The 12,834-nt window shown below is 46.1% G+C and carries 12 protein-coding genes; 9 read left to right on the top strand and 3 right to left on the bottom strand.

Annotated elements, in window-relative coordinates:
* The first annotated feature begins 9 nt into the window (after positions 1 to 9).
* The 8 genes from parC (at position 10) to xerS (ending at position 9,021) form a co-directional block, all read left to right on the top strand.
* A complete protein-coding gene (gene parC, locus HEQ50_RS00790) occupies positions 10 to 2,457 on the top strand; it encodes a DNA topoisomerase IV subunit A (protein ID WP_168898566.1) in 2,448 nt (815 codons plus the stop codon).
* 137 nt (positions 2,458 to 2,594) lie between these two features.
* Positions 2,595 to 3,554, top strand: coding sequence for a LysR family transcriptional regulator (locus tag HEQ50_RS00785; protein WP_168898565.1), 960 nt, complete (start codon positions 2,595 to 2,597; stop codon positions 3,552 to 3,554).
* Positions 3,555 to 3,588: 34 nt separating this feature from the next.
* Positions 3,589 to 4,518, top strand: coding sequence for a manganese-dependent inorganic pyrophosphatase (locus tag HEQ50_RS00780; protein WP_168898564.1), 930 nt, complete (start codon positions 3,589 to 3,591; stop codon positions 4,516 to 4,518).
* Between the two features lie 148 nt (positions 4,519 to 4,666).
* Positions 4,667 to 5,242: a matrixin family metalloprotease gene (locus tag HEQ50_RS00775; RefSeq protein ID WP_168898563.1), complete on the top strand. Its 576-nt coding sequence runs from the start codon at positions 4,667 to 4,669 to the stop codon at positions 5,240 to 5,242.
* Positions 5,243 to 5,445: 203 nt separating this feature from the next.
* Positions 5,446 to 5,895, top strand: a complete 450-nt coding sequence (gene msrB, locus HEQ50_RS00770) for a peptide-methionine (R)-S-oxide reductase MsrB (protein WP_168898562.1) — start codon at positions 5,446 to 5,448, stop codon at positions 5,893 to 5,895.
* Between the two features lie 20 nt (positions 5,896 to 5,915).
* Positions 5,916 to 6,425, top strand: a complete 510-nt coding sequence (gene msrA / locus HEQ50_RS00765) for a peptide-methionine (S)-S-oxide reductase MsrA (protein WP_168898561.1) — start codon at positions 5,916 to 5,918, stop codon at positions 6,423 to 6,425.
* Positions 6,426 to 6,477: 52 nt separating this feature from the next.
* Positions 6,478 to 6,927, top strand: coding sequence for an NUDIX domain-containing protein (locus HEQ50_RS00760; RefSeq protein WP_168898560.1), 450 nt, complete (start codon positions 6,478 to 6,480; stop codon positions 6,925 to 6,927).
* Between the two features lie 1,029 nt (positions 6,928 to 7,956).
* Positions 7,957 to 9,021 (top strand): tyrosine recombinase XerS, encoded by a 1,065-nt coding sequence (gene xerS, locus HEQ50_RS00755; protein ID WP_168898559.1) that lies wholly within the window; start codon positions 7,957 to 7,959, stop codon positions 9,019 to 9,021.
* A 297-nt stretch (positions 9,022 to 9,318) separates the two neighbouring features.
* On the opposite strand, the gene HEQ50_RS00750 is transcribed toward xerS, so the two are convergent.
* The 3 genes from HEQ50_RS00750 to HEQ50_RS00745 form a co-directional block, all read right to left on the bottom strand.
* Entirely contained in the window at positions 9,319 to 10,683 is a 1,365-nt protein-coding gene (locus HEQ50_RS00750; protein WP_168898558.1) for an MFS transporter, read from the bottom strand.
* 145 nt (positions 10,684 to 10,828) lie between these two features.
* Positions 10,829 to 10,957: a hypothetical protein gene (locus HEQ50_RS12860; RefSeq protein WP_255459830.1), complete on the bottom strand. Its 129-nt coding sequence runs from the start codon at positions 10,955 to 10,957 to the stop codon at positions 10,829 to 10,831.
* A 167-nt stretch (positions 10,958 to 11,124) separates the two neighbouring features.
* Positions 11,125 to 11,421, bottom strand: a complete 297-nt coding sequence (locus tag HEQ50_RS00745) for a helix-turn-helix transcriptional regulator (RefSeq protein ID WP_168898557.1) — start codon at positions 11,419 to 11,421, stop codon at positions 11,125 to 11,127.
* A gap of 594 nt (positions 11,422 to 12,015) precedes the next feature.
* Here HEQ50_RS00745 and HEQ50_RS00735 point away from each other — a divergent pair.
* Positions 12,016 to 12,834, top strand: an 819-nt coding sequence (locus HEQ50_RS00735; RefSeq protein WP_168898556.1) for an RNA-guided endonuclease TnpB family protein, incomplete at its 3' end; no start/stop codon positions are given.

Raw genomic sequence — 12,834 nt, 5'->3', positions numbered from 1 at the left:
ACATATTTCGTGAGTGAAGGACAAAATATTCAAGAATTAACTCTGGAAGAAGTCATGGGCGACCGGTTCGGCCGGTATTCCAAGTCTATTATTCAAGAGCGCGCGCTACCCGACATTCGTGATGGGCTCAAGCCCGTTCAACGCCGGATTTTATTTGCCATGAATAAGGATGGCAACACTTATGACAAAGGGTTTCGTAAGTCGGCGAAGTCCGTTGGTAACGTCATGGGTAACTTTCACCCCCATGGGGATAGTTCCATCTACGAAGCCTTAACCCGGATGAGTCAGGACTGGAAGGTTCGCGAGCCTTTAGTTGAGATGCACGGGAACAACGGCTCCATGGATGGTGATCCGGCGGCCGCCATGCGGTACACCGAGGCCCGGCTCAGTAAGCTTGCGGGTGAAATGTTACGCGACATCGACAAGGACACGGTAGAAATGGTTCTGAACTTCGATGATACCGAATACGAACCCACCGTCTTGCCCGCCCGTTTTCCCAATCTGTTAGTCAACGGGTCCACCGGGATCTCCGCCGGATATGCCACGGAAATTCCGCCGCACAACTTGGGCGAGGTCGTGGACGCGCTGGTTTACTTACTCAGTCACCCCAAGGCGACCCTTGAAGAACTCATGTCATTTGTTCAGGGTCCCGACTTTCCAACCGGAGGGATCATTCAAGGTAAAGACGGCATCGTCAAAGCCTACGAGACCGGCCGTGGCCGGGTAGTGGTCCGTTCCAAGACGGCCATTGAACCGCTACGGGGAAGCAAAAGTCAGATTATTGTGACCGAAATTCCCTACGAAGTGAACAAGGCGCAATTGGTCAAGAAAATCGACGAAATTCGCCTGAACAAAAAGGTCGAAGGACTCGCCGAAGTTCGAGACGAAACGGACCGCGATGGGTTACGAATTGCGATTGAATTAAAACGGGACGCGGATGCTCAAGGGGTCTTGAATTATCTGTTCAAGAACACCGAGCTACAAATCACCTACAACTTTAACATGGTGGCCATCAACCACATGCGTCCGGAACACGTGGGCTTGAAGACCATTTTGACGGCATACCTTGACCACCAACGCGACGTCATCACGAAACGCACCAAGTACGACCTTCAGAAGGCCTTAGATCGTCAACACATTGTGGTGGGGCTCATCAAGGCATTGTCCATTCTGGACCAAGTGATTGCCACCATTCGGGCCAGCAAGGATCGACGCGATGCCCGCGACAATCTGGTTAAGTCCTATGATTTCTCGGAAAAGCAAGCGGACGCCATCGTGGCCCTGCAGCTTTACCGCTTAACCAATACGGACGTGACACAACTACAGGCCGAATCCGACAAACTCTCGGCGGCCATCGAACAGGATCATAAGATTCTGGCCGAACCTAAGACCCTAAATGCCGTTCTGCGCAAGGAACTCAAGGACGTCGCCAAGACATACCGGAACCCCCGCCGGACCGAAATTCAGGACCAAATTGAGGACCTGAAGATTAAGACCACGGTAACGGTTGCGGACGAAGAGGTTGTCGTCCTAGTGAGTCATGATGGCTATCTCAAGCGCTCCGGTGTGCGGTCTTATACGGCGTCTGATCCTGAAGACAATGGGCTCAAGGATGAAGACTATCCGATCTTTATGGAGAAGCTCAGCACCCTCGATCACCTGATGATGTTCACCAGTAAGGGCAACCTCATTTACCGTCCCGTTCACGAAATTAGTGATGTGAAGTGGAAGGAAACCGGCGAACACATCTCCCAGACGATTGGCTTGGCCAGTGATGAGGAGATTGTCGCCACCTTTGCCTTCAAGTCATTAAAGGAACCCGGTCGTTTCCTGATTGCGACCAGCGATGGTTACGTTAAGCAGACCGCCTTTAGTGATCTGACCCCGGGCCGGACGTACAAGAGTCGTGCGGCGGTTTACGAGAAACTCAAGCACGACGATGCCCGTGTGGTGCACGTCGCCTACCTGACGGAACCCGTCGAACAGGGGATTCTGTTGATTTCCAAGAATGGATATGCGCTCCGTTATCCCGTCGATGAGGTTTCCATCAACGGTGCACGGACGACTGGCGTGCGGTCGATGGATCTTCGCGATGATGACGAGGTCGTGAACCTAGCGTTAGTGACCGACGCCGATACCATTGCCATGATTACCCAGCGGGGTGGGTTCAAACGCCTCGCCATGAAGGAACTCTCCGTCACCAGTCGGGCTCGCCGTGGAGTTCTCGTGCTTCGCGAGTTGAAGCGTGATCCACACAGGGTCGTGGACTTCATGACCATTCCAGCGGGCAATCCGCCGCTGGAAATCAGGACCAGTCGCGAACGAACCCACGATGTCTTACCGACGGAACATCCCCTGAGTGGGCGCTATTCGAATGGGTCATTCGTCGTCGATACGGACGTGGAAGGGACACCCGTCTCACTACGGGTTAAACCGGCCGAACTCGTTTTGGACTAGCCTAGTCCATGGATTTACGAGCGGTAATCGTTGCGCTTTCATTCAAAACAGCCTATTATAGAGATTAATAGTTACTATTAGGCTGACGTTGTGTCGGCTAGACGGTTCGTCACGCCAGTCATAAGGAGTAAATGCGGATGAAGACGAAACAAGAAAGTATTTTTTCTTCTAAAACCCTGACGTATTTTCTGCAACTTGCAGAAACCATGAATTATACGCAGGCTGCTCAGATTTTGGGCATCACCCAACCAGCTTTGACCCAGCAGATTAAGAAGTTAGAACGAACTGTGGGGGCGCCGCTCTTCTACTCAGTTGGGAAGAAACTACGGTTATCGGACGCTGGATATACCATGTTGGACGCAACCCACAAGATTTATGCCATCTTGAATCAAGCGACCGACGAGATTCAGCAGTCCACCAGTGCGACTCAGGGGGAGATTAACATTGGCTTATTGGCTTCCATTGAGGATGCCGTCTTTGAAGACTTTGCCATCTTGTCCTACCAAAACAACCCCGAACTCAAGATTTCTTTTCACATGTTAACGCGAAAGGAAATCTGGGAGCGGCTGGAAAACAACAAAATTGATTTGGCCATCATGTATTTGCCGGATGATTCCATCAAGAATTGGAAGCCCTATGAATCCAAGAAGATTATTTCGGATGACCTATTGTTCATTCATCACGATGAAAAGTTGGCCAAGAAGCACCGGATTAAATTCAAGGACACCACGGCAAACGTCTGGTCCATGTATCCGGATGGCTACTATCTGAACCAGACGATTCATGAGGCCTACAAGAATCAATTGGCCGATTTTCCTAAGGGTGTGGCTAATTTCACCACGCCAACCCAGTTACTGCATTTCTCGATGCAGACCGGGGCATCAACGGCGTTGCCCAATTCGTTTATGGTCGGGCAAGACAGCTTACCCCAAACGTGGACGGCGCATTTTGATCCCAACATTCGCTTCGATTTAGCCTTTGTCTTCCGCAAGGGCAAGGCGGAGATTCCACGGATCAGCCACTTTCTCGCGCAGTTTGACCGTTATCTTCACACGGACGATTACATCTCGCGTCTTAAACAGTTGCGTAACAAATAAATTTAAAATTATTGATTAAAGGAGTTTTTTACTCATGAGTAAAGCGTTAATTTTCGGTCACCAGAATCCAGATACGGATGCCATTGTGGCAGCCAAGGCCTTTGCCTACTTCCAAACCCAAAAGGGCTATGATGTCGAAGCCGTTGCCTTGGGCGACCCCAACATGGAAACCAACTACGTTTTAAACCATTTTGACGAACCAGCACCCCGGGTGGTCAAGACGGTGGCCAACGAAGTCGATCAAGTTATGTTAGTCGATCACAATGAAGCCCAACAAAGTGTTAGCGACTTGGACAAGGTGCAGGTTTCCTTCGTCGTTGACCATCACCGGATTGCGAACTTCCAAACGGATCAGCCGCTGTACTACCGGGCTGAACCCGTTGGTTGTACCAGCACCATCTTGACGGAAATGTTCGATGAAGAAAAGATCGAAATTCCTGCTAAATTGGCTGGGTTAATGTTATCCGCCATCATTTCCGACACGTTGTTGCTCCAATCCCCAACTACGACGGACAAAGACCGTGAAGCCGTTCGCGCCTTGGCCGAAATTGCCGACGTCGACGTGCAAAGCTACGGGATTGCCATGTTGAAGGCCGGCACCAACCTGGCCGCTAAGAGCGACAAGGAACTGATCGATGGTGACGCCAAGTCCTTCGACATGAGTGGTCACAGTGTTCGTATCGGTCAAATTAACACGGTTGACTTGGACGATGTTATCTCTCGTCAAGCTGGACTGGAAAAGGAAATGAACGCCGAAATCGCCGCCGACGGCTATGACTTATTCATCACGTTAGCTACGAACGTCTTAAACAGTGACTCCGAAATGATCGTTGCTGGTGAACCTAAGGACGTTGTTGAGAAGGCCTTTAACACCAAGTTGGCAGCTAATCGGGCCAGCTTACCGGGTGTGGTTTCTCGTAAGAAGCAAGTCGTTCCACCATTGACTGAAGCTTTTAACGCTTAATTCGGTTAATTTACAATAATTTTGACGCCCCACGAGGAAAATCGATCCTCGTGGGGCGTTTTTATCGTAACTTTGGGCCGACCCGAATATAATAAAAGTTGATGGTAGGCGTCGGGCATTTTCCTCTGATAAGAGAGAGGGATTATGCATGACAAGAAGTACTTGGTACAAAAAAATCGTAATAGCTATTGTTGCGATCGGTCTTTTTGTCAGCCAAATTGGTGGCGCTGTAGCATCGGCAGCCACCACAACGCCGTTTGGCCCTGAAAGATTCGCACAGGATCATGCGACTTATGCGATTACGACCAAATCAGGGTATTATCAACAAATTTGGCGATCGGCAATTAAGGCCTGGAACAAAACGGGGGCCTTTACCTTCAGACTCGCATCCCAAAAGTCGGCTCAGATTAAACTAAGCACGGCTTCAAAGAGTCAAGCACGGCGGTTAGGCATGGATGTTGGTTTGACAGAATTCTGGGCGAGAAATGATTACTTCTACAAGATCAATTCGGAGCTCAACCCGTCCTTGCTTCACAGCTACGGCTATTCTCGATCAGATGATTTACACGTTGCAGAACACGAATTAGGTCACACGATGGGTCTGGCACACAATCCATCTAAGCATAGCGTGATGTACTACCAGAACCGGTCTGTTGGCATCCAACAGGTTGATATCAATGGGGTCAAGAAACGCTATCAAACACCGGCTGGACAAGCCAGCTAATCAGCTGAATAGGAGTTAGGCGTCGTTCTTTAGGGAACGGCGCTTTTTTGAATCGGTGACTAAAGGAATACCCCGCTAGTTAGGGGACTAATTGGGACACTAATATTGTAATGGCATTAGGCAAATTAGTTGCCTTTTTGCCGAAGAGTCCTAAACTAGAACTAAGCAAAAGATTGTGCGCAATTGATTGGAGGATATGAACGATGAAACAACCAGAATCAGCAGCAAATTTAAAAGAGCGCTTAACCGCAGAAGAATACGCGGTGACACAGAAAGCCGCGACAGAACCGGCCTTTACCGGCAAATATGATGCCTTTTATGAACCCGGGATCTACGTGGACGTGGTGAGTGGCCAACCGCTCTTTAGCTCCACCAATAAGTATGATGCCGGCTGTGGCTGGCCGTCCTTTACCAAGCCAATTGACGCCAACAACGTCAAGGAAAACACGGATCACAGCTTTGGGATGGTCCGCCAAGAGGTACGCAGTGCTGATGCGCATTCTCACTTAGGCCACGTCTTTAATGATGGCCCGCAAGAATCCGGCGGCTTACGCTACTGCATCAACTCGGCCGCGTTGAGGTTCATTCCTGCCAGTGAGCTTGAAACTCAAGGTTACCATGACTTTGAACAGCTTTTTCCCGATCAGAAATAAAAAAGGGGGACTTTGTAAATATGGATACAGCAACTTTTGCCGGCGGTTGTTTCTGGTGCATGGTCCAACCGTTTGACACCCAACCCGGTATTGAAGCCGTCGTCTCAGGCTACACCGGTGGTCATACGGTCAATCCGACGTACGCCGAGGTAGCTAGCCATACCACTGGTCATACCGAAGCGGTCCAGATCACATTTGATCCGGCCGTCATCAGCTATGCCCAACTCGTTGAGATTTATTGGCGGCAAACCGATCCCACCGATGCCAGCGGCCAATTTCAGGATCGCGGCGACAGCTACCGTCCAGTGATTTACGTCAATAGTCCGGAACAGCGAAAAATCGCCGAGGCTTCCAAGGCCAAGTTGGCGGCTAGTGGGCAATTTGACGCACCAATCGTGACCACCATTGAAGCAGCACAACCGTTTTATCCCGCCGAAGAAGAACATCAGGACTTCTACCGTAAGAATCCATTGCGTTACCAGATCGAGGAAATGGGCGGTCGGCAAGCTTTTATTCGTAAAAATTGGTAAGCCTAATTGTCCATCAGTGCGTTACAATTAGCTTAAAGGATGGTGAAACGGTATGGGCTACGTTTTAGACTTGCGCCAAACGATTGGATCACAACCGTTAATCGTGGTTGGTGCGGCAGCCGTGGTGATTTCAGCACAACAGCTCTTATTGGTTAAACGAACGGATAACGCGCTTTGGGGCTTGCCCGCGGGTTCCAAGGAACTCACAGAGGATCTGGCCATGACGGCTGGTCGCGAGCTCCACGAAGAAACGGGCTTAACGGGCCGGCAACCAAAATTGCTGACGGTGGTCAGTGGACGTGGCATGCAATACACGTATCCCAACGGTGATCAGATTGATTCCGTAACCGCAGTTTATCAGCTCACGGCGACCGGCAAGCTGTACGCGGACCAAACCGAAACCAGCAGCGCCATGTATTTTCCGTTGGATGAGTTGCCAGCAGAACTCACGCCAATCACGCAACGAATTTTACAAGCGTTGAATCGTGAAGGCAAGATTTAAATTAAGAAGATAAGGGCTAAGCGCGATTATTAAGGTCCAAGGACCAGATCGCGTAGACGCCCTTATTTTTTTGAGTTTGAGTCTACTTTCGATAATATATATTATGTAAAGTAGAGGATGAAATGACTTTCTTCATGAGTTTTGGTGGTGCCCCCATTCCGTTTTGATTGAGCGCACAATTTACTTGTCTATTTTTATTAACGACTTCCTAGGTGAATTAATTCGCTAGATTCTGGTGAGATTATATTTACTTCGTCAAAGATCACAGCAGAATTTTTACCAGCCGTTCTCGATGCGATGGCAACTCACCGCTTCACCGGTTGCGGTCGTTACGTACGAAAATGACACAGATTAGCTTTATTTTAAGGCGTATTCTGCGTTAATTTCGTGGTCAGGTCTCCATCCAATTGCTGAACGTGTGCTCAGAATCGACGTCTAAAATAAGCGCTTGAGACTGGTTGGCTCAGTGACTGCCGTTCCATGCAGGTCTGGCGTGAGCCGGTCGATTTAATTGCTGACGAAGCGACTGCTGAACGACCGATCGTCACTTTAAGCTAGTCTAATGTACCTAAAACTCAGCGGCCAATACTTAAGCTGCTAATGTTGCTTGCGTTAGTCTGTGGGTAATTCCAGATAATTCAAATAAGGTCGCTGCCGACTTCATAGCTGGCTCATATTAGGCTTGCAACGTGGATTTTAACCCCAATCCAAGTCCCTTAATCCGTTATAATCGTTGATATACCGGTATTTGATGCTAATGGTCGATCAATTTAAAGAAAATACGTCTCAATCGGCATAAGATGACGCTAAACGCAGTCACAACAGCGTTTCTTTGCTATCTGATAACGTGTCCGTGATATCGTCAATTTTAGGTGACCTAGGCTTTGACGATAACGAATTCTACGACTACTTTCATTAAAACAAATATTTTAAAGATAGTAATAGGCAAAAATTAGACGGGGGGACTTGCTAATTTTTCTTTTCCCCGGTATCATGGTTAATGAGAACATATGTTTGGAGGCCTCTTCTATGGAAAAGCAGCACTATTTAAAATTAATCAACGAAGAACTGGCCACGGCACCCTGGTACGTGCAGGAATATTACCAGGCCAAGGCCACAATTCCCCTGTCACCGGCCACGTTATACCAATATCTCACGGAATTCCGCCGCTTCTTTAACTGGCTGATTAGCGAAGGCTTGACCCCTGCTACACGTCCTGCCGATATCAACATTCAGGTCTTGGCGACGTTAAAGAAAGAAACCGTGGAACTGTATAAGTCGGCCCTGCTGAACCAGACTAAACTGACCGGCGCACCTGGTAGCCGTACCCACCCCACGATCAATCGCTCGCTCAACGCCCTCTCCTCACTCTTTAAATACCTAACCGAAAATACGGAAGACGACAACGGTGAGGCTTACTTCGACCGGAATGTCATGCACAAGATTGCTTTGGTCCGCACCAGCGAGACCTACGCCACCCGGGCGGCCAACCTCAAGACCAAGCTCATGCTGGGCAACACCGACCACGACTACTTAGGCTTTATCGATCAGAAATATGAGGCGCTCTTGTCGCCGGCTAAGAAGCGCTACTTCCACCGGGATAAACGCCGGGATCTGGCCATCAACGCCCTGCTACTGGGCAGTGGCCTCCGGGTATCCGAAGCGGCCAACGCCGACCTGCGGCATCTAAACCTCAAGACCGGGACGATTGGGGTTATCCGTAAGGGCGGCCAGCGCGACACCGTCCCGATTGCACCGTGGACGCTGCCATATATACAGGATTATGTCGACCACCGCACGGCCACTTACCACGCCCTCAGCAACGACCGTGCCCTATTTCTCAGCAGTTATCGTGGTCAGGCCTCGCGGATGCAGGCCAATTCCATGGAAAAGATGGTCGCAAAATATTCGGCGGCCTTCAAGGTCCGAATTACGCCCCATAAGCTCCGGCACACGCTGGCTTCTAAGCTCTACCTGGCCACCAAAAATGAGCAGTTAGTAGCCACCCAGCTCGGCCAGAACTCAACCAGCGCGACGGGGCTGTACACACACATTATTGATGAGGAACAACGGCAGGGCTTGGAGAAAATGTAGTTCTCATTAAAATAAGTCACGCAATAAGTAAAACTTCCCAGTTTTTTTGGCAAAAAGCGTACTTTATATCCGTGAAATGATCATTATAAATTAACTGAACATCAAAAAATAGAGTTAAACCAGCACATGCTGTTGATTTAACTCTATTTTTTATATTTAAAGTCAACTAGTCATTTTTTTCAAGTCAAGCTTTTCTACTCTTATCAAATTTCCATTGACACATCAGAACGAGCATTACAGTAAATCCGGCAACATAAAACTTTCTTTTCAAAGTCAATTTTGCCTTTGTATATTAACTTATTGCGCCCTTTTAAATTGGGATGAGAAAATGATACCTAAAAATGATAAAGTGGCTGCACTCAACATAGCTGATCTAAAACCACTCGCGAATTGGTTCGTATTAATTACACTACCAAATTTGTAGAAAACAATTACTGAAACTGTTGTTCCAACAGCCCCACCTAACAAGCGGAAAACATTATAGATACCAGACGCTTTCCCAATAGCTTTAGGCTCAACAGCACCTAAAACTCCTTTTTGTAGTGCTGGACCTGCCAGTGATAAACCCACTCCTGCTACCGCCAATGGAATGACCATAACTAAATACGAACTTTGCTGATGTACAAAGACCACAATTAATAGGTAACCTAACCCTTGAAGAAATAGGCCTAATGTGGCAATTGATTTTTCACCAAACAAGTCGACCGCTTTACCTGCAAATGGCGCAACAACAACTAAAGTTCCGGTCCACGGTAAAATCTCAAGTCCCGCTTGCAGCGAATCTGCACCACCTACTACTTGTAGGAATTGTGGTAAAAAGAAAACAACGCCATACATGGCCGCGTATAAGAGAAAGGTGGCCACATTTCCACCAGTAAACGTCATTGACTTAAAATATTGCAACGGGATCATTGGTTTTTCTTCTCTTTTCTGACGAAGTACAAACCAAATTATAATGGTCAAACTCACTAGGCCAACAACAATTGTGGCAATGCTAAGTTTTGGTGATGTCATTTCTGAAAGTGCCCAAATAATGCCGGCTGAAGAAGGCATAATTAAAATTGAGTCTAATATGCTAATCTTATCGCTATTGCCTGTACTTTCTGGCAGCATTTTGTTCGATAAGTAAATAGCAACGATGCCAATCGGTATATTAATCCAAAAAATCCATTGCCATGCGAGTCTTGCAACAATAAATCCACCTAATGAAGGTCCAACAATTAATGCCAATCCGCCAATGCCACTCCAAATCCCTAATGCCTTACCACGTTCCGAAGCAGGTAGTGTGTTTGTTAAAATGGCCATGGACATTGGTGTCATAACTGAGGCACCAACACCTTCAATGATCCGAGCTATAACAAGAAAAGAAATGTTGTTTGACATGGCACATAAAATAGATCCAATCGTGAAGATTAAAATCCCGATATTATATACTTTACGACGCCCTATTCGTTCGCCTAATGAAACACCAACAAGTAATACCGAAGCAATCGTGATATTATATGCATTCAATGCCCATTGGAGTGTATCAACTGAAATATGAAAATCAGTTCTAATAGCAGTGGACGCTGTTGTGACAATCATTGAATCCATCATTGACATAAAAAAGCCAAGTGAGGTTAAACTCAATATCCATGCAGAACTCGTTTTTTTATTTTCCATTAATCAACGTTCCCTTCGACAAAACTATTTGTGGCTACTATAAATAAAGCTACCTGGGCTTTGAACTGGTACAATGTGGTATGCTTCAGGAATCATTGACCAACATTTTCTTTGCATCATCAAGTGTTGCTTGATGTGACATAGTTTAAGTTGAATCTGAACCTACATAAGTGATGCTTTGTTCTGGTGCTTGTTCAACAGCTTCGGTAATCAATGCATCTAAGTTGGCTGCATTGATTACCGAAGTATCGGTTGCTGATGTCATCGTTTGCATTCCTAATCTCCTAAAAGTCATTTAAATAGTTCAACAAGTTTTGAACTATTTAACCTTAACATGCAACAAATTATATGACAAGAAAAAACGTGTAAAAAAACAGGAATGCACTTAAGCATTCCTGTTCGTTAAAGAAATTTCTTCATATACTGTTTCAAAAAAATACCTTAAAGATTTTCGTAAAAATTAGTAACAAATTGATCAAAGGTTTGTTTATTTAAAGTCACATATTTCTCTCTTGCTTCTTTACGTGCTGTTATCAATCCAGCGGACTGTAATAACTTAAAGTGATATGAACCTGAGGTTTTGCTGATATTAATCGCTTTACCTACCTCTCCACATGCAACCTCGTGCTCTATGTGCTTTAAATATTGAACTATCTGCAGTCTTACAGGATCTGCTAAGGCTTTAAAAACCATAATTTGTGTAATCTCACCTAAAGTTGATTCTTCATTTTTATCCATAACTAACATTCTACTAAAAATAACCAACTAGTTTCAAGTATCACGCTTTATCAAAAAAACTTTTGTAGCCATAAGTCTTAATGCAACAATAACTGTCGTCACTCTTTGTTTTTTGCAAAAAAAGGATATCAGGTTGGATTAAATTTCAGCGCAAATATCTCGTTGGTATTCTGTGAAGAAATCTAATACCGTAGAATTGCAAATGGCCCGATAAACGATTTATGCCATTGATTAAACCATTATTTCGACCCATTGGGGATAATTTATCTTCGGTAAACTACTACCTACATTACCTAATGGATTTTAATTTGGTTCGCACAAAGGCCAATCACTTAAACTTATAATCAGTAAACGTTTCCATTTCTTAGAACGTGAACTCTTCAATGATATCTAAGGCAGGAATCTTCTGATTTCAATCAGGAGAGGAATGTCAGTCACTATTTTTCGAGGATTCTTGATGCATTGGTTATCGATGTGTTTTTCGTTATTTCTTTACTCATCCGTATTCTATTATGATTTTATTTATAAGTGTTTTTAGTACGATCTGATTGGCTTATATGATATCATAATTCCACCGTGAAGGGAGGAATTGACTTGCGTAAAACGATGGCCCAGTTACCGTATCATTACGGGGTAAAACTAAGAGTGTTTCCATCAAATGAACAGAAACGCTTGATTAAGCTGAATAGTGATGCCAGTCGCTTTATTTACAACGAAATGAACGGCATGAATCGGGAGTTATTCGCTTTACGCCAAGTTAAAATACCCATTAAGCTAGTTCAGACGCGAATCGAGATATTGAAGCAGCGCTTAAAGCATCCGGCGATTAATATTTCCAATATTCACGGTTGGTTGAATGATAAAGCAATTGACAGCGATATGAAGGCTAATGCCATCAAGAATTATCGCAGCGCTTGGATAAATTTCCATAAAGTCCATCGCGCAGGGACACCAGTATTCCACAAGAAACGAACCGAACAAAAATACCAAACCTCAAATCACTATGACCGTAAGCATGATCTGCCCAATATGCTTAACGGCAGTGTCCGCTTGTTAGATGATAACCATATCCGGCTAGCTAAACTGGGAAGGTTGCGATTTAAGGGCATGCCAACTAAGATTCTTACCCGTAAAGCCCAGGTCCGTATTGGCACAACGACGATCTCGATGGACGCGACAGGCCGCTACTACGTTTCCTTGCAGTTAGCATCCGACCAGCCGTTCGTTGATTCAGAGACGCCAAAACCAGGATCAGCCATTGGAATTGACTTAAACACAGATAATTTTCTGACCGATTCCAATGCCAACGTAATCGCTAATCCGAGATTCTACCGGTCAATCAAGGGCAAATTAGCCAAAGCTCAGCGTACACTCTCTCGACGCGCATTACGGGCCAAGAAAGAACATCGTCCT

Origin of the sequence: Lactobacillus sp. HBUAS51381, from assembly GCF_012641095.1 — a bacterium.
GTDB lineage: Bacteria > Bacillota > Bacilli > Lactobacillales > Lactobacillaceae > Levilactobacillus.
This window is presented reverse-complemented; position numbering and strand designations above follow the sequence as displayed.